This window comes from Porphyromonas circumdentaria, from assembly GCF_900167105.1.
GTDB lineage: Bacteria > Bacteroidota > Bacteroidia > Bacteroidales > Porphyromonadaceae > Porphyromonas > Porphyromonas circumdentaria.
Genome location: NZ_FUXE01000021.1, coordinates 1 through 25631, shown reverse-complemented (window position 1 = coordinate 25631; position 25631 = coordinate 1). Strand labels below are relative to the sequence as shown.

At 40.1% G+C, this 25631-nt stretch carries 20 protein-coding genes, 1 tRNA gene and 2 pseudogenes; 5 read left to right on the top strand and 18 right to left on the bottom strand.

What is annotated here, in order from left to right; all coding sequences use genetic code 11:
- On the bottom strand, nt 1-248 hold a 248-nt coding region (locus tag B5D06_RS08105), incomplete at its 3' end, for a transposase family protein (RefSeq protein ID WP_143742655.1).
- 176 nt (nt 249-424) lie between these two features.
- Between B5D06_RS08105 and B5D06_RS08100 the strand changes: the two genes are divergently transcribed.
- Nucleotides 425-511: transfer RNA gene (locus B5D06_RS08100), tRNA-Ser, on the top strand.
- Nucleotides 512-593: 82 nt separating this feature from the next.
- On the opposite strand, the gene B5D06_RS08095 is transcribed toward B5D06_RS08100, so the two are convergent.
- The gene (locus B5D06_RS08095) at nt 594-1616 is read right to left on the bottom strand and encodes a DUF2971 domain-containing protein (RefSeq protein ID WP_159442710.1); all 1023 of its coding nucleotides are present in this window, start codon (nt 1614-1616) and stop codon (nt 594-596) included.
- 337 nt (nt 1617-1953) lie between these two features.
- Here B5D06_RS08095 and B5D06_RS08090 point away from each other — a divergent pair, with 337 nt between their 5' ends.
- The 3 genes from B5D06_RS08090 (at nt 1954) to B5D06_RS08080 (ending at nt 4155) form a co-directional block, all read left to right on the top strand.
- Entirely contained in the window at nt 1954-2508 is a 555-nt protein-coding gene (locus B5D06_RS08090) for a hypothetical protein (RefSeq protein ID WP_078737495.1), read from the top strand.
- Nucleotides 2509-2665: 157 nt separating this feature from the next.
- Complete coding sequence (locus tag B5D06_RS08085; protein WP_078737494.1) at nt 2666-3883, top strand: hypothetical protein; 1218 nt, start codon at nt 2666-2668, stop codon at nt 3881-3883.
- Nucleotides 3884-3915: 32 nt separating this feature from the next.
- Nucleotides 3916-4155 carry a hypothetical protein gene (locus B5D06_RS08080; RefSeq protein WP_078737493.1) on the top strand — a complete coding sequence of 80 codons (240 nt, stop codon included), beginning with the start codon at nt 3916-3918 and terminating at the stop codon, nt 4153-4155.
- Between the two features lie 106 nt (nt 4156-4261).
- On the opposite strand, the gene B5D06_RS08075 is transcribed toward B5D06_RS08080, so the two are convergent.
- From B5D06_RS08075 to B5D06_RS08000, 16 genes and pseudogenes are all read right to left on the bottom strand, one after another.
- The gene (locus B5D06_RS08075; protein ID WP_078737492.1) at nt 4262-4648 is read right to left on the bottom strand and encodes a hypothetical protein; all 387 of its coding nucleotides are present in this window, start codon (nt 4646-4648) and stop codon (nt 4262-4264) included.
- 271 nt (nt 4649-4919) lie between these two features.
- Entirely contained in the window at nt 4920-5822 is a 903-nt protein-coding gene (locus tag B5D06_RS08070; protein ID WP_078737491.1) for an IS982 family transposase, read from the bottom strand.
- 137 nt (nt 5823-5959) lie between these two features.
- Nucleotides 5960-6349 carry a relaxase/mobilization nuclease domain-containing protein gene (locus B5D06_RS08900; RefSeq protein WP_234989584.1) on the bottom strand — a complete coding sequence of 130 codons (390 nt, stop codon included), beginning with the start codon at nt 6347-6349 and terminating at the stop codon, nt 5960-5962.
- Nucleotides 6346-6423: pseudogene (locus tag B5D06_RS09180) on the bottom strand (hypothetical protein); the annotation flags it as partial. The gene B5D06_RS08900 and the pseudogene B5D06_RS09180, both read right to left, overlap by 4 nt.
- 350 nt (nt 6424-6773) lie before the next feature.
- Entirely contained in the window at nt 6774-7685 is a 912-nt protein-coding gene (locus B5D06_RS08060) for a toprim domain-containing protein (RefSeq protein WP_078737490.1), read from the bottom strand.
- 153 nt (nt 7686-7838) lie between these two features.
- Nucleotides 7839-8909: an AAA family ATPase gene (locus B5D06_RS08055; protein ID WP_234989583.1), complete on the bottom strand. Its 1071-nt coding sequence runs from the start codon at nt 8907-8909 to the stop codon at nt 7839-7841.
- Nucleotides 8906-9208 (bottom strand): DUF3853 family protein, encoded by a 303-nt coding sequence (locus B5D06_RS08050; RefSeq protein ID WP_078737489.1) that lies wholly within the window; start codon nt 9206-9208, stop codon nt 8906-8908. Before B5D06_RS08050 ends, B5D06_RS08055 begins: the two co-directional genes overlap by 4 nt.
- A 264-nt stretch (nt 9209-9472) precedes the next feature.
- Nucleotides 9473-10732 carry an ATP-binding protein gene (locus tag B5D06_RS08045; RefSeq protein ID WP_078737488.1) on the bottom strand — a complete coding sequence of 420 codons (1260 nt, stop codon included), beginning with the start codon at nt 10730-10732 and terminating at the stop codon, nt 9473-9475.
- A gap of 69 nt (nt 10733-10801) precedes the next feature.
- Entirely contained in the window at nt 10802-12073 is a 1272-nt protein-coding gene (locus B5D06_RS08040; RefSeq protein ID WP_078737487.1) for a site-specific integrase, read from the bottom strand.
- Nucleotides 12074-12517: 444 nt separating this feature from the next.
- Nucleotides 12518-12997, bottom strand: a complete 480-nt coding sequence (locus tag B5D06_RS08035) for a hypothetical protein (RefSeq protein ID WP_143742654.1) — start codon at nt 12995-12997, stop codon at nt 12518-12520.
- A gap of 195 nt (nt 12998-13192) precedes the next feature.
- Nucleotides 13193-13913: pseudogene (locus B5D06_RS09200) on the bottom strand (IS30 family transposase).
- A 121-nt stretch (nt 13914-14034) separates the two neighbouring features.
- Nucleotides 14035-15351 carry a fimbria major subunit gene (locus B5D06_RS08020; RefSeq protein WP_159442709.1) on the bottom strand — a complete coding sequence of 439 codons (1317 nt, stop codon included), beginning with the start codon at nt 15349-15351 and terminating at the stop codon, nt 14035-14037.
- Between the two features lie 700 nt (nt 15352-16051).
- Complete coding sequence (locus B5D06_RS08015) at nt 16052-17659, bottom strand: RagB/SusD family nutrient uptake outer membrane protein (protein ID WP_078737482.1); 1608 nt, start codon at nt 17657-17659, stop codon at nt 16052-16054.
- Nucleotides 17660-17683: 24 nt separating this feature from the next.
- Nucleotides 17684-20755 carry a SusC/RagA family TonB-linked outer membrane protein gene (locus B5D06_RS08010; RefSeq protein ID WP_234989582.1) on the bottom strand — a complete coding sequence of 1024 codons (3072 nt, stop codon included), beginning with the start codon at nt 20753-20755 and terminating at the stop codon, nt 17684-17686.
- A 380-nt stretch (nt 20756-21135) separates the two neighbouring features.
- Nucleotides 21136-21702 (bottom strand): elongation factor P, encoded by a 567-nt coding sequence (gene efp, locus B5D06_RS08005; protein ID WP_078737480.1) that lies wholly within the window; start codon nt 21700-21702, stop codon nt 21136-21138.
- Nucleotides 21703-21806: 104 nt separating this feature from the next.
- Nucleotides 21807-25088, bottom strand: coding sequence for a glycosyltransferase family 117 protein (locus tag B5D06_RS08000; protein ID WP_078737479.1), 3282 nt, complete (start codon nt 25086-25088; stop codon nt 21807-21809).
- Nucleotides 25089-25316: 228 nt separating this feature from the next.
- Between B5D06_RS08000 and B5D06_RS07995 the strand changes: the two genes are divergently transcribed.
- A partial coding sequence (locus B5D06_RS07995) for a transposase family protein (RefSeq protein WP_143742653.1) occupies nt 25317-25631 on the top strand: 315 nt, incomplete at its 3' end.

Genomic DNA, 25631 nt, shown 5'->3' with positions numbered 1-25631 from the left:
AGAGACTGAGGCTCAATACGTTGGAGCACTCTTTCGAAAGTGTCTACACTCGGACAACCATTAGGCAACTCAACTAGTGGGCGAAGCGATTCTCCACGCTCTAAGCAGAGTTCATGCATCGACTCATAATCCTCGCCTCCACACAGATAACTCGCCAATGCAATTACTAGAATATCGCTCAACTTATGCTTGCAACGACCCACTACACGTGGGTCTTCTACATTAGAAAAATAATCTTGTATATCCATAACCCAAAGATAAGCCTATTTTGATGCGGTTGCCCTGTAGAAAAATAATCTTGTATATCCATAACCCAAAGATAAGCCTATTTTGATGCGGTTGCCCTGCAATAATAGGGCGTTTATTTGCCAATTCAAAAAGAACTATTATCTTTGCGGTGGTCAAAAAATCCTACTGGGATATTGGAAGTGTGGGTGAGTGGCTGAAACCAACAGTTTGCTAAACTGTCGTACGGGTAACCGTACCGGGGGTTCGAATCCCCCCGCTTCCGCATTAAAGGGTGTAAATCAACATATTACGTGATTTACGCCCTTTTTCACACCCAGGAATCCACACATCGTATGTTTCCCCTTCTAATTGAGACTGATTAAAGATCCGTCGTCACATAGCCCGAATTTATATTCCCTTCTTGGTGCAAGTGGGTAGATTGTTTCCGCAAAAATCTTGAAAATAGGTTGATTATCTTGATCCATGTCAATGGTAGCTATGTCTATGTCGGTAATCAATGGGTCGTAGCGAACTATCTCAAGCGCTTCAATTAGTTTATCCTTGTATGTTAGTTGAGCAGGAGGGTATATACTATCCAAGAATATTTCATTTAGCTCATAGTCTATTTTGTTTGGTATGTATAGTTCGGTATTATTGTATTTGTCGGGAATTTTTACTGCTGTTAAACCAAAACGATCTTTATTTAGAACCATCTTGTAGTAACTTAATCCTCTGCCTTTGAGACCTCTCATTATACAATCAATTTCAGAGTCATCCATCTTGTACCCGAAATAAATTCCAGTTATTGCTCTATGGTCTATTCGGATAGTACCAGACGGTTCGGTAATAAATCTAATTTCTTCTTCATAGCTCCACTTTTTTTCTTTATTTCCAAGAAATAGTCTGAGAAAACTTTCCTTGTTATTGCCAAACAAGTCATCAAAGTTTACTGTAGGAGGGTTATCAGTATAGTTGACTTTAATTATGTTTATCAAGGGCATATAAAGATTGTAGTTCAACGATTTCTCTAAGAAGTCCAAATCATATTCGATTACGAATCCTGTATGATCGGTTGAATAGTGAGTCCATAAAGGTTCATTTTCAGCATTCGTACATAGAGAGTAAATTCCGACCTCTCTCAACTTTTTTCGAAGGCTATCATATGCATTTAAGGCTAAATCGTTTCTACTCTTTGATAGCTTTGAAAACTCCCTCATAATGGATCTAATACCTTCATCATTGACAAGTCCTTCGTGTAGATCATTAAGCTGATCAATGGTTGGTGCATATAAATTGTCTGAAATGAGAGTTTTGACATCTCTCATAAATAACTTCTCGTTATCGCCCCGAAGACCCATTCCTGATCTGTATTTATATCCTTTTCTCATAACAAATAAGCAAAAACTAATTCCTTTGCACATCAGATTCTGCAAATGTAGTTGTTTTTACTGCCTATCGAGTAAAACAATGTGGAAGGTGGTATAAAAAAAGATGATCTACATTCTCTTATTTAGCCCGTTTTTAGTAATTTTGGCATGTGAGGGAGTTTATGTTTAGATTTAGAGATAGACGAACCAGACCTATGAACCCCTGGTGTGGGTGTGGGCGTGTGCTGAAGTGCCGACCTGCTACTTGGGGCGAGAATTAAGCGAAGTGACTTCTCAGCATATATGATGCCTTATTAAGTTTAACGACAGGGATGGAGGACCGTCAGTTCATCACAACATGAATGAACTAAATGCAAATAAGGAACTTCTTGATAGTCCAAATTATTATGAAGTTATCCCTTCTGGAGAGCCGTGTAATAAAGAGAATAGCCTCTACTTGACGATCGATCAAAAGAGGTTTAACAAAATAGTCTCAGGTGAAAAAACAGTGGAATACCGTGAGATCACAGAAGCAACTGCAAGTCGCTACTTAGATATGAGGGAGTCGAGTGAGGGGTATCAATTGTATAACCCTAATTTGCCTGAAGAGGCTGACTATTACTTTGAAGCTAACAATGAGGGAATATATGCATATACTCCTCGTTATTATGAGTACCTAAGACTAGGTCTCGGCTATAATAAGGATAGAGACACAGCTATTATCAGAATAAAAGGGAATGGGCTTGTTCCAGAGATGTACCATAAAGGTGGAGTAATGAGAACAAACCCATTGGACGAGAGTATCACCGAAGAGATGTATCAGAAGGCAACTCAAAAGGGGGATAAAGCAACTCAGGAATTCTTTTATAAGCCTGATGGCAAAGAGACCTTTGGACACTGGCAATATACTTAGGAGAGGTTATAGAGGTCAATAAGAAGTAGTATTTTGAGAGTTAGCAATAACGAGTAATTGGTTCACTTGGTAGTTTGATGTAGTTCTAGAGTAGGTTGTTAGATAAAAAATTCTAATATTTCACCACACCCCAATTCCTGGATTAAAATGTAAAGTGATGTCAGTAGAAAAAAAGAAGTTTAAGCTTTTATATCCAGACTCTTTATATGATTTGGATTCTATTTCTTGTACTACATTTATGTACTTTCAAGAAGAACCTTTTGCGACCACTCTTCATCCGACTGTTTCAATGGGTCTTACTGGGTTTAACCCAACTCTTTTCCTTGATTATATTAACAAAAAAAATCCCTCTTGGATAAAGAATTACTGGATGATGTTTAATAGCTGGGATAAAAGTGAACATAAATTACATAAAACATCAAATTTACTGAAACCTTTAAGAGATCTAAACATTTCTAACTCAGTATGGCTTGTTTACTCAAAAAATGAGGGGGCAATTGAAAAAGCAAAAGAATTGATTTCTCTTATTGGTATTGACTATAAAACTCTACTTGGGTACATAAATATTGAGCAAGCATTCCAAGAGCTAATGGCACATATTCATTTCGAGAAATTTGTTGAACTATATGGAGTGCCACCAAAGAATAATCCACTTAGCTGGGTCTTTGAGCCTCGAAAAATTAACTATTCTGAGTTGTATCGTTACTGTGATAGTTTCTTTAGACAGTACACTTTGGAGGAGGCATTAGTGAATGCATATTTTACAAGACTCATAAATATGGAGTCTTTCGAGAGTATAATGCTGTCAAATGAGAATCTGATGCCATTATTGAAGTACTTTAATAACAATCAAGAAGTTACAGAAGATGAAATTAATTACTATGATCAACTTGATGTGATTTCTTGGGAGATATTTAGGCAATTATTGTCCCCATACATTGATGAGATAGAACAAGAGAAACGAGTAAAAGCTACTCTAAAAATTATTAGAGAAAGAAATGAGGAGATTACTCGATTTCGTAATAAGTGCTGGGTACTTGCAGAAGATTTTAGAGGTTCAAAAAAAATAGAGTCTTTGGAAAGAGATGTAGCTAAACATATTAAAATAAATGCTATTCCAGAAATTCAAGAGTTGTTAAAATTGGATAGTAAAGCTTTTTCAACATTAATGGACAGGGTGTTCTCTGATGAAAAAACTTGGGTTGGTATTGCTACATATATTATTTCTGTATTTTCTGAAAATGAAATTCTTACTGCTGGTTCAGCAATATATGCTCTTTCAAGCTTGGGAAGTAAAAGTTTTAGCACGCTTAAAGATATCCAGAATACAATCAATCAGAGCGATTATTCACTAATTTACAGGCTAAAGAATTAATGACAATAATAAAGTAAAATAAATCACCTCTATTGAGTTGTCAAATACAGAGCGACCTAAGTAATCAGGTTGCTCTGTTGCTATTGGTTAAGTTATTGTTGGAGAAGGACTTATTCGGCGGTGAGCTATTGCTGACAGAGAAGGAGTTCGGCTTGGCATTGGATGGCGTTTTCGTAGGTAACGACTCGTTGCTGGAGAGTGGCTATCTCAGATTCGGAGCGGTGGGTGTCGAAGATGCTATCGAGCTTGGCATAGGCATCACTGTTCACTGATTGCTTCATACGGAGATACGGTATCGGAGAGCGTAGTCGTGTAGCGTGCGATTTCGCTGGATTTGATAGGTTGCCCATCCTATTGAGGCAGATGTGATGAGTATCATCACCCCCATACCACCCATTGAATCCACCGTTTGGTATCCAATAGGTAGAAATTCTTGACGGTAGGAGGGGCTTCTTTTGTCTGGATCTCCTCAAACTTAGCAACTGCATCGTTGCTTGCCTTGGTACTATCCAAAAGCCTCCTCTTGATCTCCGCGATGCGTTTACCCAAGACGACCGCTGACTCCTTGAACTCCTTCTTCCACTTGACGTTGTTCTCCAGTAGCAGTTCTGCGGTTTTGGTTAGGTCAAGGAGTCTATTCTCCTGCATCTCGGTCGATGCGGTATTTGGTGTACTCTCAAGATTTGTGACAGTGCTCTTGAGATCTCTGTTTTGCTGCTTGATCTCCTCTAGTAGTTCGAGAAGTATATTCATTTGCTCGTTCATAACTTTCTTCTATATTTTCTATTAGCTTGGTTTCTCAATTTACGTTGAAAGACAAGTTCAGCTATATCGACAGCTGGACCAGTTGGATTAAAGAGGCCTCAGCAAACTCTTCAGAACTTGAATAGCTCTCATCAATATAGTGCAGAGCTTCTTGCTGAACCATCTTCTGTTCATTCTGCTGGAGGAGAGCTGAGAGCTTGGAGTAACTACACGAGCGATCAATTTTTGAACCGCTAAAACTAACTCCATCCTTACCAAACGCCAGTTCGGTTTAAGCGCAAGTGAGGAGTTTAGGTTTTCTGACGATTTCAATATTCAGTTCAGGCTTTTTAGGGAGGAAGTTGTAAGCAATCAACCCCGAGATAAGGTTGGTAAGAAAATTGTTGACACTACGATGTCGAGCATGCTCTATCTGACAGACATTTTTGAGCATGTCATTGACAGTCTCAATGAGAGCTCTTTTCCTTAGTAACACCTTGTCATAAAGATGCATAATAGAGTTCTTCATGTTCTTTTTGATTCTTGTGATCATATGAATATCATCGACAAAGAGTTGATCAAAAAGACTTTGGGAGATATAGCCTCTATCTCCGATGAGTTTACCGAAAAGCTTCTTGGTGAAAGCCGAGTCCTTAAGGGGTTCTCTGTCATCACAATTGCCCGGAGTGATTTGATATTTGATGATTTCTCCTTTGTCGTTGATGACAATGTGTAGCTTAAAGCCATAAAACCACCCCATGGTACACTTCCCTTTTTGAGCCAATCCTTTCATTGTCTTATGTCCTTGAGCTCGTTTGACATGGCAGGCTCTCAGTGGGGTGGAATCAATGAAAGATATCCCTGTACATTCGCCTAAACAACACATATTCAGGAATGCGATGAGCTTGTATCCCACTTTACTTTGCAATTCGACAAAGCGATTGTAAGAGACAAGATGAGGGAATTCGGATCGACACGAGTGGGCGATATATTGCAGATAAAAAGCCTTCAAATCTCGGTACCTTGAGAGATGAAAAAGTACGAGAATGGTCATTACCTCACCGTCAGACATCCGAGACTTCCTGTTTCTACGCTTTTTACCCTCCTTTTCTATGGACTTTTCCTTGATTGTTTGGTCAAAAAGCTTTGAGAAGTCATCTACCATACAAAAAATATCAACTATATTTGTCTTCATAAAGTGGCGTTTTATTTGTGTGTATCACCTTGGTTTTTAGATACTAATATACAAATAATTCGCCACTTTTTCAATTATAATACCAACAATATTAGGCAGTTAATGAAGTTGGTGAGATAGATTTATTCATCGTTTTTTTACGTCGAACTGACGTTACCAAGGATAACTCCCTCAATCAGCTCTGTCTTACTTTTGCTCTTGAACTGAACTTCTATACCCTGCTTTTGAAGAGCCGTAACCAGCTGTTGCCAGTTCTTACAATCTGGTAAAGCAGCTCTAATAGCATCATAGATAGTACAACGTGTTCTGTCATTTCCACCTAGCCGATTTCTCTTGACTGATTTCTTCCCCTCTCCAAGTTTTAGTTGATACTTGTCTGTGAGCTCTCTGCATATCTTGGTGGAGCAGAACTTCTCGTTAGTGTCAGAGAAGGTATTGCCATAGTTGCCTATCTGATTGATGTTGTTGGCAATACCTGTGAGCAGACGAACCTCATTCATCTGCTCAAGGGTAATGCGAGCTTTCACCTGACTCTCATATAAATAAGTGTGCGTAGATACTCACTCTTATTTATGCCTGCCTCATTTGCCTTTGATTTGAGGGTAAAATACTCCTTCGTATTTAATTTTAGAAGTACGGAATAGCATCGCTTCTCCTACAACTTTTTCTTCGGACGTCCGCCCTTCTTTGCTCTATTATCTTCCATAAAATTCTCTTCATATTTAGACCTTCGGGATGACTTTTCGTCTCCTTCTGGTGGGGGAAAAGTAGGTTTTGGGTAACCTAAAACACAAACTTGCTTCTTAGAAAATCTGAATGAGGGTATGCCCTTCGGAAAGCTTTTCGGAAAGCTTTTCGGGAAGCGCTATTGGAGGGTCTATTGGAGGGTCTATTGAAATGTGTTTACTCCTCTATAGAAAAGCCGTGGTGTTTCAATAGCCCTCTTTTCGCTTATCTACGTCTACCCACCTTTTTCCCTCTTTTTAGTTGTGTTGAGAGCTCTTGATTGTCCTTCGTTGAAAGCTTTTTCTGACAGAGAAAATCATTCAAGTCCTTATACTCTGAAAATCTCACGGAGATATTTTCGACAGTAAGATTCAAAGTCAGAAGTCTATTGAATGCAGTTCGTCCTGCATCATCATTGTCCAAGAAAGACTTAATCTTTTCGCACTTTGAAAGAATGGGAATAGCCTTCTCAATATTATTCACTGAGTTAAGAATCAGTGCTGAAACGTTTTGCTGTTTCGGGCTAATTGTGAGTAGGCTAAGGAAGTCCATAAATCCTTCGAAAAGGTTCATTGATTCAGTATCATAATCAAATAGAGTAACTTCCTTTGGTGGGATACAGCCTTTGAAAAATGGGTTAAGGGTTTCATATCCTCCTGCATTATTCGGAAATCCAATAGAGAAATAGCTCTTACCATTTACCTTATAGTGAACCTCCTTGCAGTACTGCTGGGCAATAGGCGAAGGGATTCGCCTATTTCTCATCAACTGAATTAAAGCTGGGTGCTTTAGCTCTTGAACTCTAATATCAGATAGACCTTCATGAGAAGGGGATTGCAGACGAAAAGAAAAAGAGTTGCTATTGGGGATAGGAAATGTATGCTCTATGGCAGCGAGTGCTTCGGAAACAGTTGTAGTGTGATTGAGCTTCATCGCCAAATCAATGATATTCCCTCTCTCTCCACTTCCAAAGTCGTGCCAACAGTTGATGCTTATATTGACTTTGAATGAGGGGGTATGCTCTGACCGCAAAGGTGAGTAGTACCAAAGGCTATTGCTTCGCACCTTGACAGGCTTTATGCCGAGCGTAAATAGGTAATCCTGTAGCGGAATTAGCTTTGCTTGTTTCGCATTCATATTTCGATCTCTTTTTCTTTTTGTTAGCAAAAGAAGTCTCTATTCAGTTCGGTATGGTACAGGAATATATAGCCTGAGACTGAACCGAACCTTTTTACAACTGGTATGGTATGGGTCGAAGCCCTATACGTCCATATCGGACTGAACCGATAATCAATAGTAGAAATTGGGCTCATACGAATACTTCTTATTCTTGAGTGTGATCATTCTCTTATTCTTCAAGAAGGTGAGTAGCTTTTTAGTTTTGCCAATTCCATAGGTACTACCTACGATCTCAGCATAACCACTTCTCAGAGCATCGACCAACTCACCATATCCCAATCCCTCTTCACGACCAGAGAACGCCATCTCTAAGGCTTGGCGATGTTGCTCTTCGGAGAGCTCTGTATAGTCGAAAGCTGTTTTTGACGTAATCGCTTCATCCTGAAAGCTTGTATCCAACTCGGGTACATTGATATGGTCAGGCTCATCAGTGATTCTGAAAGCGAATTTCTCGAAAGGCTTCGAGCGGATAAATGTGGGTGATACTATAGATCTATCGGGATCAGTCGGATCTTTGGTTACCTGAAGGACTGTTTCAGCCTTATTATTGAGTTCTGTTCCGATATGACCTCGGCTGTTATCATCACCTTTGTTTAGGTGAAGTACAGTCTGGATATGGATGCCTTGCTCACTGGTCCACTGCATTAGATTTCCAATCAAAATCGTTGATTGTGTTGGGTTATTGATGTCAAGTATCAAGTCTCTAATACCATCAATAACGACAAGTCCCACCCCTTCGATCTCATAAATTGCCTTGCGAATCACTTCACATCGGATTGCTGGGTCTGAGATCTCTCTTAGGTGACTGAAAATGAGATTTTCAGGTTGCTGATTAAGAGGTAACCCCGCCAACTTTAGTATTCGTTGTAAGACTAACTTGCAGTGAAATGGACTTTGCTCGGTGTCGAAGTAGAGGATCTTTCTTTTCCCTTCTGGTAGAGAAGCCCTATACTCTAATACCTGTCCGTTGATAAGTGCAGCTGCAACAATGGCAGAGACATTGAACGTCTTCTTTGCTTTAGCTTTGCCTGTCGAGGCGCTAAAATTTCCCAAAGTGCCAATGATGGCATCATCTACTTGCAGAATAACGGGAGGTAAAGAAAACTCATCCGTAACACGGACTAATGATTTCTTCCAGAGGACATTGTAGTCTATGTTTTGATTCTGTGCTATCATATTCATCTTCGTCCTCCAGTTTTTCGCCCAGCCAGTTCTAATGCCAGCTCTGCATCTACAATGATCTTTCGCCCAATCTGTGTAATGGCTTGGTCTATCTTCCCACTCTTCTTGATGCGGTTGGCAGTTGGGATGCTGCACCCAAATAACTTGGCGATCCCTGCAATGCCATAGACATACTGCTTGGAATCATTGGCTAATGGAGAAACGACTTCTTGTCGCTCCACCCTATTAAGTCCCTCTTTGAGAAGCTCAATAAATTCGCCACTTGTCATTTGCCATAAAGGTTTGTTTTCTTCGGTCATAAACTCTCATATTGATTCGTTATACATCTCGTTTTACTGGCCTCGTAAAACATTGATATTTCGCAGTCTGCAGTGCAAATCTATGACACTTAAAAGAGAGTTCAAAGAGCTCGGGAAGTATCCGGAACTATAGGGATAAAAAAAGGAAAATGGGAAAGTGAACTTGATCTATTTTCTCCTGAGATTTGAAGATGAAAGGATAGCCCCCTGTCGTTCGGACAAGAGGCTACTACGAATATGTTCTGAGTATATTAAGTCAGTCTTTTATAAGATACTTTCCAACTCCCAAGCGGAGATATGCTCTATCCCTTCATTTGTAGGGATTTTATACTCCTCCAGACTCACCATATATTTGGGAAAGTTGTCATTAATCATCTTTAGGGAGCGGTACTCTCGCTCTATGGTATCTTCAGCTGATAGTTGTAGTGCTGCTTGGAGATAGAGTTTGTTCCCTCCTTTTATAGCTACAAAATCTACTTCTGAGTCTTTGATTGTCCCTACATAAACTTGGTATCCAGCTCTCCTTAGACTTAGGTAAACGGCATTCTCGAGGAGATAGCCCATGCCGTAACCAAATCCAGAGTAAAGGTAATTGTGGTAGCACAAGTCATTGAGGTAGTACTTGCAATTGCCAGAGATGGTGTCTTTCCCTTTGATATTGTATCGCTCTCCTCTATGGACGAGAAAGGAACTCTCTAAGTATGATATGTAAGAGGATAGAGTCTCGTAGTTTGTCTTTCGATTTCTTGATTTGAAGAAATTGACGATGTTTGGAATGGAGACGATGTTGGAGGCATTATTTGCCAGATATACGAATAAGTCATCCAAGAGCTTTACATCCTTAACCTTATACCTTGCCACGATATCCCGAAGCATTACCGTATCTTTGATCGAAGAGACATAGTTCTGCTTCATTTCATCATTGGGAAGATTGAAGAGCTCAGGCAGGGCTCCCGATTGGAGAAATCGGATGTAGCTTGCCTTGCCTGTCTCTTGCTGAGTAATACCGCAATACTCAGTGTAACTGAAAGGTAGAATTTCAAACTCCACATACCTCCCTGAGAGAAGAGTCGCAAGTTCTCCTGATAATAAACTAGAGTTTGAGCCACTAATAAATAGTTCACAAGGCTCTGCAAAGTCTTGTGAGTGCGAATTTACAAATCTCTCCCACTCTTCGATATATTGGATTTCATCTATGAATACATAGACCTTGCCTTGGGGCTTTAGTTCCTCCCGATACAACTGGAATAATTCCTCAAGATGCTCATAGGTTTGAACAGCAGACAACTCCAAATACTCCTTGTTAATGTAAAGTATATTGCTGGGCGAAGTACCATTGGAGATAAGCTGAGTAGCTATTTGGCGTAGAATATAACTCTTGCCTGCACGGCGTTGTCCCACCAGCACTTTGATGAGCTTATTGCCGATGTATTGTCCTATCTTATCAGTGTAAGATGTACGAGGGAAGCCCAAGTCTATTGAGTTCTTATCCCAGAAATTGTATTTCTTTATCGATGAAATCATATCAGGTGTACTTGAATATTCTACGTAAATATAGATATTTTCAACTGCGCTTGAAAATTCTTCCAATGATTATAGCTGATCAAACTTACTCATTGCACTGGCTTTAATGTCATCAGCTATGTCAATATATGGCTTCATCGCTTTATAGTCGCTATGACCAGTCCACTTCATCACCACATTGGCGGGTATACCCAAGGCAAGAGCATTGCAGATAAAAGTTCGCCTGCCAGCATGGGTACTAAGAAGAGCATATTTGGGGGTTACCTCATCAATTCTTTTGTTGCCGATGTAGTAGGTCTCTCTTATTGGTTCGTCAATCCCAGCCAATTCGGCAAGCTCTTTTAGATAGTCATTCATCCGTTGATTGCTGATCACTGGTAGAGCCTTGTGCTTTTCAAACATTACACCCTCATACTTTTCAAGAATTGATCTGCTGTGTTTGTTCAACTCGATAATAAGACTATCAGCCGTCTTAACAGTTGTAATCTCAATGTGATCCTCTTTGATGTCACTCCTTCTGAGATTAAAGATATCAGAATAGCGGAGTCCTGTAAAGCAACAAAATAGGAAAACATCTCGTACTCGCTCTAAGTATTGCTTGCTTTCAGGTATCTCACACTCCCTTAGACGTGTTAGTTCATCCCATGTGAGGAAGATCACCTTCTTCTGGGTGCTCTTTAGTTTTGGCTTAAATGTTTCGTAGGCTGTAAGTGTAGTATAGCCTTTGCCAAGACTCCATCTTAAAAACCACTTGAGGAATGAGAGTTGATTCTCTATAGTGCTATTTCTCATCTTTCTTTTGTCTCTAAGAAAAAGGATGTACTTATTCAAACCTATCTCGTCAAAGAGTTCAAAAGAAACTGAAGGATTAAACTCCAGAAGATGATTCTTCACGGCTGCAAATTTTTCGTAGGTAGAATGAGTCCAGCTATTTTGGACTCCTCTTTCACTGACAAACTCATCAAATGCCTGCATAAAGCTTATTCCCTTAGGTTGCTCTTCATTCCTCAACCTTGAATTAAATATATCTTTGATTTGTTCAGGAGTAGGGATTAACTCCTTAATTTCGTACTCCTTGAAGATCTTTTGCATTTCAGCTCTATACCTTTGCAGGTCAGCATTGATCTCGGTTGCTGATTGCTTGAGCTTATTAGTGCATCCTCTTTTTACTTGCTGAAGATCACTATCCCACTTAGGAGCATCAATTCTGTATCCCGTAGCAATCTCGACACGCTTGCTATTATAAATAACACGCATTCTGATGGGCACATTCTCCGTAATGAGCACTCCGTCTTTCTTGCGTCTCTCGAGTGCGAAGATTATGTTTCTCTTTATATTCATACTTCTCTACGACTTCAAATCTACACCCAAATTTACACCCATTTTTCGATGTATGCAATGATATTATCTGATACTTCTCTGAAATCAGCATTTTGTATTTCACTGATAAACAGAGTATTGAGATTTTATGATATTTCTTAAAATCTGAGGTTTTGGACCCCCCGCTTCCGCAACCTACCTTGGTTCTCAAGGATTTGTGAGTTACATATAAAAAGAAGGGGCTGTACCAAAAATGAATTTTGATACAGCCTCTTTTGCATATATCGTAAGGTCTATAACCTAATGTTTCCATGGAATAGTAACCCTATTTTCTCAGAGCTGTACAAAATATTATTTTACACAATCTGTAGTCGCGTATCATATTCTAAAAGAATCATATATAAAAAGTATAAGAGAGTAGTTAGAAAGCTCTAACTACTCTACGCCAATATTTGGTTCTTCCATTTACTGGTGAGAAAACACTGCTTCTAATGCTCTACTTATTGCATGCTTTACCTTTGTATTTTCCGTACTTATATATCCCTCTGCAGTTGTTGTGCATAATAGCTCCCCAGTTTCTGCAGAAATAAATTGAAGCGTAACCTCTGTGGTATATCCCAAAAAAACATTACGTCGACCACTCTCCCCACAATTTACAATAAGTGTTTTGGGCAAATATTTATCCTCCAATTGATGCAGTACAACATAGCCATGCTTAGCGAAAACTCCTACGATCATATCTCGGGAATTAACAGATTGTGATACTCCCGAAAAGGTAGCAGAGGTTGTACTATTGATTGCCTGAGCAACTGGCACATAAACGTAAGTGTATGTGTCAATAGGTTTTCTTAAGTCCACACTTGCAGGTCTTAACGTCACACAGCTCGTCAAAAGAGACAATGAAAGTAATCCGAAGAAAACTAAAAATCCTAAACGAATTCTCATACTACATTTTATTTTGATGAAACTAAAAAAGCTCAAATGCTCTTATACAAATACTCGGTAGCGTAAGTCTTTATAGAGCTTCTCTCAGGCTCTTTTTTAGACTCTGCCAAGAAGCAGTTCAACAAACAAAGATAATCTCTTTATCATTGAAAACTTTGCACATCCTAATTTATACCTCTATTGCAGATTCCAGAGTCAAGTGCAACGTTGTTGCAAATATACGTCAAGGGCTTCTATAGGAGATCGAAAGTTTAGCTTTTTTCTGGGTCTGTTGTTTAGCAGGCTTTGTATTGTTTTGATTTGTAGTTTTCCCCCTTTGGGCAATGGTTCGATGATAGCATAATCTGTCTTCCTGTCGGTAAGGGTTAGTATAGCCTCTTGTTGCTTAGCTCCAATGATTAGGTTTATTTCGAAATCTCTGGAATGCTCTTCTTGATGGATGCATTCGGGTCTTTGGTCAATTCCCTTACGCTGTTCCCATTGAGATTTGAGTGGTTTAGCAAGGCTCTTTCGTCGATACTTCAAGTGATGCCTTGTTAGTTGGTAAAGGGTCTCCCCCCCCGAGTGCCTTATCCTCGTGGAGGAAAGTGTATAGGGGGGGGGTCCCCACGATAGGAATCCCCTTGAGCCAAAAACGCCCCACGATTTGCTCGGGCGACCACTGTTTTTCTCTCAAAATTTGGACGACTTGTTCTCGCATTTTATCCGTGAATTTCCTCGGATACCAACGCCACTCCTTACGCTCTGTAGCATACATATGTGCTGTATGGCAGGGGTATCTCCCTCTTGCCGTTTTGTTGCGTTTTACTTCTCGGGAGACGGTGCTGGTCGACATTCCAATAGTTTGAGCAATGAAAGAATAAGATTTCTTTTGTTTGAGGAGCCGATCTATTGTGTATCCTTGCTCTCGGCTCAAATGGTTGTATTTTTTTCATGTTTAACGCAAATATAATCTTTGACGCCCATCCCCAGAGGGGCTAGTCCCTCTGGGGGTATTCTTTCTATTTGCGTTGCACTTACTACTGGAAAATACATATTCAAGCCTCAACTTCCTGCTCTCGCTGTTGCAGATCTTTGACTTCTATAGAGAATTTTATTGATGAATATTCAGAAACTGCCTCCATATCATTCTTTAGATCAGGTATTGTATTACTTCCAAACCAGGAAATCTTTTGTACTCTCACGGTATATTCATTGTTACGAACTATTCCATAGCGTCCAAAAGAATTCTTCTCTGGAGCCTTTTTATTATCAAAGTGACGGAGAGGCCAAATATAGAAATTGAGGCTCTTCCAATAAAAGTGGATCCCCTCGAGACTAAAAGGTTGATCCATTTTGACCACTCGTTCGTGTTCTTTTATTTTTTGAACAGACGTAGCAAACTCTGCTGGCATCCCTTCTGGAAGAGGCGTATTTGGATTACTCTTCAAAGAGGTAACATAGTTTGTAAAATCTTCTTCTGTAAGGAACTTTCCCTTGAAAGCAATCCAACCTTTATCGGGGGCAACTGTCAAATCAGATGGATGTATAGGATAAGCAACAACAATATGAGGAATAAAAGATGGGATAAAATGTAGAGGGTCTACAGTGGTTTCCTTACAGTATAGAGCGGATTTTTCTAAGTTTTTTGTAGGGATATTAGGATCTACTTCTACTCCATATTCAAATATAGATTTGGGAGAAGAATAAAAAGCTCTATATTTTTCGATGAGCATAGTATAGGAGTCCTTCCCTGTGCTTTGTGCTATTTCCTCATATCCAGGAGAATAGGCATACTCTTCTTCAAGGGGGGAGAGAAGAGAAGAGGATGTAGTCGTTTTTGTTTTACGTACCCAGTAGATACTTTTAGAGACACCCGTTACTATATACCTCGCTTTTGCTTTATCTTTCATCCTCAAAGAAGAATTGGTTATTCGAGGTAGCGTAGGGTCCAACAGTACTCGAGCTGCAATAGGCTCTAATATGATGTCTACCGCACGAGCAGTAGATTTATCTCCCTCATTTTTGAAATAGTGGCTTTCATTTACGGGTATTAATCCCTCTGCATTCGTCATCATTAAAGCCCCATTGAGGACCTCGGTAGAGAGATTAGTTGACATTCTTCTTGTAGCTAAGACAAACTCTTTGTTCAGAAACACTTCTGCCTTATTTCCCTTTTGAATAAGTTGTTTTAATTCCGCAGAAGCATTGGCTATACAAAGCAAATAATACTCTTCCCTTCGGGGTAATTTAAGTAAAATATCTTCCGTATTATCATCAGTACTCCCCAAATTCAACTGCCTTATCTCAAGCAATTTACTGTCCATATCTGCCCCCTCGAAAAAGAGCATTTCTAACGACTCTATACGTTGCATCGGGTCCTTTTGATTTTCGGATCTGAGTGTCTGCCTAAGAGAAGGAATATTTATCTTGATATACACCTCCTCAGTAGGAATGGAGGAAACGGGACTATTTTCTGGCGTACAAGACAAAAGAGAGAGAATAAAAAGACTCAATAGGGGAATATGAAAGAAAAGAGAAGCATGCATATTGAATTTTGATTAAACTAATTTCGAGAGCAAAATTAAAAAACAAAACTTTTTAAAGCAAGAGAACAATAAGCAATCGAAAACAAAAAATGGCACCATTAGACAGTATAACAGTATCTATATAACAGAACCTTGAGAAAAATCTAGGACAAAATTTTCCTCCTTCACCAAGAGAATATCAAAAAAATATATACAACTCTTAAAGGGAATCTATTTATTGAGAGCGTTACATAAAACCTTTTCCACAGTATTCTTTTAGAGAATCGAATTGGATTATATTCTGGCATACCCCTTAAGGGGGATAACTCTAAAACGAGAAAGCTAGCTTACACTCTTTTTGGGATACTATCTTTTGATGAAAAAACTCTTTATTGTGATAGAAAAGAATATTGGTTATAACGCATGTAAACTCTCATTAAAACTAGCTCGACTAATATTTCCAAACTATAAGCTATCAAAAAACAAGAATAAAAAGAAAGGGTGCCTCTCATTTAGAGAAGACACCCCAACTTAATGTTAGACTTGATTACTTCCAGTTACGGTTTTCATTCAAGTTAGTATTGTTTTCAAGGTCACGTGTTGGGAATTCCCATACGAACATTTGCTCCGTTTTAGGATCTTTTTCCAAGAGGCGACCTTCTTTGTGTACAATAAAATCCTCATTAAAAGCCTGCTTAATGCGCTCCATCTCTGGTTGCTCTTCGCTACGCTTCAACATAGCTCCCCAACGAAGTAAATCGTTCAAACGCCATCCTTCTGCAACGAGCTCGCGAACACGTTCATCACGAAGAAGTTGCTCAACCTCCTGTGCATTTCCATAATCATCTTCTGATGTAGTCAAACCACGCGCTTTACGAAGGTCGGCAAGAGCTTTAAGAGCATCTCCTGCACGGCCAAGTTTTAACAAGGCCTCAGCTTTAATCAAGTAACCCTCGCCTACATTGAAGAGATGAACACCAAACTTATCTTCACGGATGCTCTTGTCCTGATTCAAGGAAGGATTACCCTCATATTTTGTGATAGAGCGAAAAGGAAGCACAGTATAATCTTCTCTATAGAAAGGGCGAGTTCCCGTATAAACTTCCTTACGTACATCTTCATTTTCATATAGGTCACAGACCCATTTTTCAAGTACTAAATAAGGGGTAATGAAATGCATTCTTGTTTGCTCTTTATCAGTATCCTTAGCATAAGCCATATTTGTTCCACCCGCATATAAGAAGCTTCTTACAGCTCCAAACTGAGGAGTTGCATAGAGACGAACCATAATTTCATCACTATCTTCGGAAGTCCAGATACGATTGAGTGCAGCAACATCATCAGCCCTATTCCCTGTCATCTTGGTCAAAGAGTAGTTGTTAACAAATTGATTCACTGCGTCCACAGCCCCCTGCCAATCTTGCATAAAAAGACATACACGTGCTTTCACAGCATTCGCATAGTCGCGAGTGATGTAGATAGCAGGCTTAACCTCCTTGTTAGCATCTTCTGGAATTGCCGCAATAGCTTCGTTCAAGTCTTGGATTGCTTGCTTATAAACATCTGCTCGAGAAGACTTTGAATCTGAAGCACGAGCAATAGGGTCGTAACTTAAGATTTGAATAATACCAGAGTACTGATCGTTGTCTGTGGTACCATCCCAAGGTTTAGAGAAACGGATTACCAAACGCCAGTGTGCCAAAGCTCTCATTACCTTAACCTCACCGATGTACTGCTCTAACAATTTACGTTCAGTATCGGTAAGAACGTATTCCTTACTATCCAACAACTCTTGAGCACGCCACAAGAAATAGTTAGACTGCATCAATACACTATAGAAAGAACCATAGTACCCTACGATGAAGTCATTATCTGTTACAGATTGGCGACGCCAATTATAAAGACCGTTCATAGAGTTATTATCCAAGAAAGTAAGGTGATAGAGGTCACTTTGAATATCTGCTGCATTCAAATTATTTGGAGCCTCTGCCCCTCTTAAAAGAGCATAGAGAGCATCTCTATTTTGTTGTGCCATAACAAATGTCTTAAAAGGACCTTGCTCTGGTGTAACTTCAGGATTGCGAGTCACATCACAAGACACAACTGTCGTAGCCAACATGATGATGGCTAATAGTAAATATGCTATTTTTTTCATTTGTTTATTCTTCTACTTAAGAGTTTAGAACATTAACTGAAGACCACCAACAAATTGACGAGTGTTAGGGAATGCATTCAAAGATGCCCCAGCACCAGACTCTGGATCAAAGCCAGTGTAGCTCTTGTCAACGAATGTCAAAAGATTACGAGAAGAAACATATACTTTCACTCCTGAAATAATCTTTTGGCTACCCAAAAAAGTCTTAGGAAGAGTATAAGAAAGTTGGATATTCTTCAAGCGTAGATAAGAAGTATTTTCCAAAAGACGAGTATCGGATACCAAGTCTTCTCCAAACTTCGCTACAGTTCCTCCAGGATTTTCGTCAGTCCACTCATCCAAGAGTTTTTTAGAACGGTTCAACATGCTGAAACCATACACGTTATTTTCAAGGAAGAAACGGTCATTGTTGAAAGTATATGATCCTACTGTATAAGTCCAGTCCATATTGAAAGAGAGTTGGTTCTTCCAAGTTACCCCCATAGAAACCCCTCCTGTGATAGGAGCAGAGACACGCGCATAGTCAATATCTTGTCTCAAGTCGGCACTATAGACATCTGTTTTGTTACCATCCTTATCATACCACATTTGCTTACCTGTATTTTCATTGATACCCGCAAATACGGGGAGATGGTAAATAATAGGTTTACCTACATTGTATTTCATCAGGTTAGTAATGGCATATCCCTCTCTATTTGTTTTATCACTGAATAGCTTATCAATGCGCTCATCATTATAGTTAAACGTCGCACTCACATAAGCATTCCAGTCTTTCAAACGTAAGAAATTATACTGGAGTGTAAGGTCGATACCTTGGTTGGTCATCGCTCCCACATTTTGCCAACGTGCTCCATATCCTGTAGAGTAAGGAAGAGGAACATTCATAAGCATATTGGAAGTCTTACGATTGTAGTAAGCAAGATCCACAGTAAAAGTATTGTCCCACATACCATAATCTACACCAACACTAAACATACCCTGACGCTCCCAAGCGAGGTCTGGATTACCAATTGTAGTCACTCCGAAAGCGAGTTCCTCCGTATAGTTAATAGTTCCCGTCAAAGCCTCAGAAGCATACAGAGGGATTGAAGAGTTACCCTGTGTACCATAGTTGGCCTTCAAACGAAGTGTACTGATAAGACCTTTATCATCTATAATTCCAGAACGAATAAAATCATACATTCCACCTACCGAAAAGAAAGTAGCAGCTTGGTGGTTACTTCCGAATCTTGAAGAGCGGTCATTACGTACCGTAACATCGAATGCCATATAGTCTTTGAATGTATAATTCAAACGAGCAAAGAGCGAGAAGTAAGCATAAGCCGAAGATGACTGAGAAGGACGAACGAGGAATGACCCTAACTGGCCATGTCCCAAGAACATATAGTCACGGTTACGGAGACCACGTGCCATAGCAGAGAAACCTTCGCTACGATTGTCTACATACTCCTGCCCGAGAAGCACAGTAAAGTCATGATCTTCTTTTGCCTTGAACTTATACTCAGCTGTATTGGTCCATGTTAGCGTGTTACTATTGTCATAAGATTGACGGTTAAACCCAAGACCATTTACATCTGGGTTGTCGGGGTAAACGATAGATTGCTGTCTACCAAAAATCATATCTACCCCCGCTTGGGTTTTTAAAGTTAACCCATCAATAGGACGCAACTGTGCATATCCAGAGGCATTCAAGCGATAGCTATTACCTACTCCCAAACTTGTATCATTTGCAACAGAAGGGAGATAAAGGGTAGTATTCGTTAAAACAGGATAAGATCGGTGTAGGCGGATATAACGAGCATATTCGTTAGTATCATTACCATTTGCATCCTTAGCAAAGGGACTATAGTAAGCAGGGATAGTAAGAGCACCAAATGTACCACTATTCAGATAAGGAGCACCTTCAAAGTTTGAAGCCTCTTGGTGTACCACACCTCCTGATATATTCATACCTACACGAAGCCATTCTTTAACGCGAGCATCAATATTACTACGAAGATTGAACTTCTTATAGCGAGATGTTTCTGCTGAAATACCTTCTTGTGTAAAATATCCCCCAGAGATGTAATAAGACACATTATCACTTCCTCCAGCAATAGACATGTCTGCCTGGAAGGTAGGAGCAGTCTTACCCATGAATACTTTCAACCAATCATACTCTCGAAGTACTTTGCCAGTATATTTACCGTCTGCATCCACTTCTCCAGCAAACGCTGTACCTGCAAATCCATTCAAAAAGTCTGACCCTGGAACAGTACCATCGTTACGACTCGTACGGTGCTTCATCTGATAATCAAGCAACTCTTGAGCGGACATAATATGCTCAAAAGGACGACGACTAAGAAGAGTAGAAACTCCATACATCGTGCTTACAGAAATTTGACCATCTTGATTAAGTTTACCACGTTTAGTAGTAATAACAATAACCCCGTTTGCTGCACGTGCACCGTAAATAGATGTAGAAGAAGCATCTTTCAATACAGTAACAGATTCAAAGTCACTGGGATTCATTGCCATAACTACACCTGCAGAAGTTTGTACACCATCTACGATATAAAGAGGGGCACCTCCAGCTCCCAAAGAAGCGTTACCGTGAATTTGCACAGAAGCTACTGCGTTAGGGTCTCCAGAACCTGTTTCAACCTGCATACCAGCTACTTGTCCTTGAAGACCGTCCATAACGTTTGCCACGGGCTTGTTCTCCAACTTTTCGCCAGATACGCGAGCTACCGAACCAGACACAGTGCTCAACTTTTGTCCAGAACCATAACCAACGACAACAACGACATCTAAGTCCTTGCTATCACTCAAAACAATGTTCATAACTGATTCGATGTCATGCTCTTGGGCCTGCATCCCTACGTAAGAAAACCTCAATTTCTTCGCACTAGCGGGAACCGAGAGTTTGAACTTACCATCAAAATCAGTTGTAGTACCAATAGTAGGTTGCCCTACTACTACAACACTTGCGCCAATGAGAGGTTCGTTGTCTGTAGAAGACACAACGGTACCTGTCACTGTCCTATTCTGGGCTACAGCCCATCCTAATCCCATCATAAGGGTCAGGAAGAATAGTGCCAATCTTTTCATAGACATTTCTTTTTCCGTTTTACTAATTAGTTATCTTGTTTCTATTTCTTCAATCTTCATCAAAAGGATTTGCCTCTTTCGCTCTCTAAAGTTTCTTTCCGAGAGAAAAGGTGCGAACCAATCACCAGAAGCAAACATGGCCTTCCACAGAACACAACCTACTTCAGAGTCATATTACTCTCCACACAAACAGCTTATGCTCACGTGCATACTTAAAAGAGTTCTCTCTTTGAAAAAGACTTACAATCTCTAAATAAGTATTGATGGCAAATATACTAATTTATAACTATACCACAAGCGAGAGAGTCCTTAACAAAAACAAAGAAACCCTCAAAGCCTCGCTTGCAAAAACAGCAGTATAGTGGAGATAAATTAGAAATAATTAATCATTCCTTCACCCGTCCGATGTAAGAGCCATCTCGTGTATCAATCTCTATCAATTCATCATTCTGAATAAAAAGAGGCACACGTACTTCGGCTCCAGTCTCAAGAGTTGCAGGTTTCAATGCATTTGTAGCCGTATCTCCCTTAATACCTGGCTCTGTATAAGTCACACGCAAAACTACGTGAGCAGGCAACTCACATGTCAATACTGTTTCGCTTTCTGCATGTACCATAGCCTCTACCATATCTCCATCTTTGAGGAACTGCACACCCTCAATACTTTCCCCAGGAATTGAGATTTGTTCAAAAGTTTCTGGGTGCATAAAGTTATACCCCATCTCATCCTTATAAAGAAATTGATAAGGTCTGCGCTCTATGCGCACCTCCTCTACCTTAACGCCACTATTCCATGTTTTATCCAACACACGACCTGTAGTTACGTTACGAAGTTTAGTACGGACAAAAGCAGGCCCTTTACCAGGCTTTACATGCAAAAATTCAATAATAAAGAAGTATTGCCCATCAATATCGAGGCACATACCATTTCTAAAATCAGCAGTTGTTGCCATATATAATATGTATAATCTTAAGTCTATCTCATCCCTAATCTATCACGTACAAAAATAGTCTATTTCATTCAATAGCCATACTACTACGGAAGAGCCAACTCTTCTTATTGTATCTTCTGTGGACTGTTATCAACGGGTTGTCCTGTTTCTTCTATAGCTTCTTCCCCCGAAGAGAGAGGTTGCTGAGAAGTTCCATAAATAGCTGATAAATAAAGTGCTAACTCTTTCTCGTAAGGAGCTGCAATAGTTGATTTATAACGATGCGCCACAATAGCAATTGTCTGTGCAGCATTCAAAGCATTTTCAAAAGTCCCGTCTTGATAAATATCCAAGAAGACAGACTGTGCAGCTCTATTACCTCGGTAGAGTTCCATAGCCCAACGAATAGTACGCATATTAACATCAAGAATACTCTTGGCTATTTCGTTGGCTTGCTGCGTCATCTTAGCATCATAACATGCAATAGCTAGCGGGATATCAGCTCTTGTATAGGGAATTGCCTGTGAATTTATTTCCTTAAAGCATTTCTCTAAAACCTCCTTTGCTCGTTTCTCATCCCCCCTTTGCAGTAAAGCTTGCGCCAATGAAGGGAAAAGAACACCTCTATAATAGTATCGAATCGTGCCTCTGATATAGTCATCATAGTAAATATCTGGATTAGAAGCACCGAACCAACGATATTTATTCATGACTAAGTCATATTCTCGATCTACATTTATCTCATGATGCGTACCTTTTGTTACAATCGGATTTATGCGATACACCACTCCCTGCGAAGAAAGATAATCGGGAAAGTTGGCAAAGACATCATCTATCGGAGTAGACTTAGCCCAATGAATAGGCCGCTTCCAATTATTCGTTTGCAGCAAATCTAACAAAGCCATTTTGTCGCGCATCAATACTCTTGTCCCCTCCAGAGATACATACATTTCGGAGGGTATAGCCATCCCTTTAAAATGAGAAAAAGAGTTCAACACTTGTGTAGAATCAAGAGGAATAATCAGTTGATTAGTAGGAAGAATCGCCTCGCCATAAGCAGGTAAAGGTTGTGTCATGCGTTGTAGAGCTGAGCCAGCTAATTGTACCCCACTCTCCTGCACATAAGCAAATGGGTTGGGATAATAGAATTGAGGAGTCATATACTGCAAAGGCATAGGCTCTGCCTCGTACGACTGTTTACGCATCTGGTCGATATACCATTCTCCCGATAGATAACTCAAGTTGGCTGTAAGCACATCGGTTCGAACGCCCTCTACCTCCTGCGCATACCATAGGGGGAAAGTATCATTGTCTCCGAAACAGAATAAAATGGCATTGGGTTCACAACTCTCCAAAAAGTTGTAGCCAAAGTCGGCGGCTACTGTCCGTCCCGAACGGTCGTGGTCGTCCCAGTTCTGTGTAGCCATTTGCAAAGGCACCAACAAAGCGATAACCAAAGAGATAGCAGCACTCGGCAAAGAGGAGAGTTTCACTCGCTGTAAGAGAGAGTAAATACCCGCTATTCCAAAGCCAATCCATATAGCAAAAGCATAAAAAGAGCCTACATACGCATAATCTCTCTCTCGAGGCTGCCCTGTTGTCTGATTAATATAGAGGATAATAGCAATACCCGTCATAAAAAAGAAAAAGAAAATTATCCAAAAACTTTGGGCTCCCCTTACACCACGCATAAGTTGAAAAGCAATACCTAAAAGTCCCAAAATAAGAGGCAATAGGTAGTAAACATTGTGCGCCTTATTGTCTGTGATAAAATCGGGTAACTGCTTGGCATCTCCAATTATCATATGATCTATGAAAGGTAAGCCAGTAGCAACTCCACCATTAATACGTCCGCCATGTCCTTGTATATCATTTTGTCTGCCAACAAAGTTCCAAGCAAAATAGCGCCAATACATATAACCCAATTGATAGGAGAAAAAGTAGCGCAAATTCTGTGCAAAAGTCGGCTGAGACATATCGTCATAGGAACGTCCCATCCACATATTATACCCGTATATATGAGAAGGTTGAGAAGAGAAAACGCGAGGAAAAAACATTTTCTTGTCGTAAACAGCTTTCTCTTCGTCGTATAATTTGATATACCGATCTTTATCTTCGGGGTTATTTTTAGGAGCAGGACTCCAAACACCCTTTTCTACCTCTCGCCCAATCATCTTAGAGGCAAAAGTTGGACCCGATACCAAAGGAATAGTTCCATACTGCTCTCTATTCAGATAACGTTTCAAAACCAGAGCCGTATTGGGCATATTCTGATTCATAGGAGTACCTGCAATCGAACGCACTAATATAACTCCATAAGAAGAAAAACCTATCAATATAGAAAGCAAAGACATTTGCAAAGTAAAAAGAGTAGAGAGTCGTACGCGCTTTAATCCTAAGAGTACATAAGCTAATCCCGCAATCAAGATAACCCACACAAAAAGGCTATCGGTCATAAAAGGAATGCCCATAAAAGTTGAAGTCAGGAAAAGAGACAAACGACAGCGAAAGGCACTCTTCTGACGAGTAAACTCTATAATAGACCACACGAATAGCACGAGGAGGAAAATCAGATAGGCAATAAAACCCGAATTAAAAGAAAGTCCCAGCTTATTCACAGCAAACATATCAATGCTCGCGCCCAGTTTAGGCACTCCTTGTACAATTCCGTACATCATAACGGCAATTGTCACAAAAGAGATCACCAGTGCCATAAAAGCCCCCTTTACAGTAGGTGTTTTCCAACGCTTATAATAGTAGATCAAAGCCATCGCTGGAATGCAAAGCAAGTTGAGCAAGTGCACCCCAACGCTCAGTCCTAAGAAATAGGCTATGAGTATTAACCATCGGTCAGAGCCCTCTTTATCAGCTTGATCCTCCCACTCAAGCATTAGCCAGAATACAAGAGCCGTAAAGAAAGAACTGAAAGCATATACCTCTGCCTCTACGGCACTGAACCAAAAAGAGTCTGTAAAAGTAAAGAGGAGAGCTCCCCCTACACCCGAGGCGAGTATAGATATACCTCGCCCTAAAGAGAGTTTAGCCTCTTTTCCATCTAACGTATGACCACTACGTACACCTGGGGCTAAAAGGCGACGTACCATGTGCGTGATAGTCCAGAACAAGAAAAGTATCGTGAAAGCACTTAACAAGGCACTGGTGGCATTGCAGTAAAAGGCTACCTGAGAAGAATCGGAAGTAAATTGGGATACAACATTGTAGACCAACATAAAGAATGGGGCACCAGGAGGGTGCCCTACCTCTAATTTATGGGCAGAGAGAATAAACTCGGCACAATCCCAAATACTGGCAGAGGGTCCTATAGTCATCAGATAGGTAACGGCCGCAACTAAAAAGACTATCCAACCTACAACTCGATTAGTTCTACTAAATACTTTCCATTCCATGGGTAAGATATATCTACTCCTAAGTATTAAAATAAAATAGCGGTGAATACCTCTTTATAAAGAGATATAAAAGCCAAGCGCAAAAATAAGCAAACTAAAGAGAAGAGAATCTATAAAGTCAAAAAACTCCAGGGCAACCGCATCAAAATAGGCTTATCTTTGGGTTATGGATATACAAGATTATTTTTCTACAGGGCAACCGCATCAAAATAGGCTTATCTTTGGGTTATGGATATACAAGATTATTTTTCTAATGTAGAAGACCCACGTGTAGTGGGTCGTTGCAAGCATAAGTTGAGCGATATTCTAGTAATTGCATTGGCGAGTTATCTGTGTGGAGGCGAGGATTATGAGTCGATGCATGAACTTTGCTTAGAGCGTGGAGAATCGCTTCGCCCACTAGTTGAGTTGCCTAATGGTTGTCCGAGTGTAGACACTTTCGAAAGAGTGCTCCAACGTATTGAGCCTCAGTCTCTCTATGCCTGTCTTCAAGTCTATGGGAAAGAGCTGATTAGCGACTTGGAAGGTAAACATATCGCCATT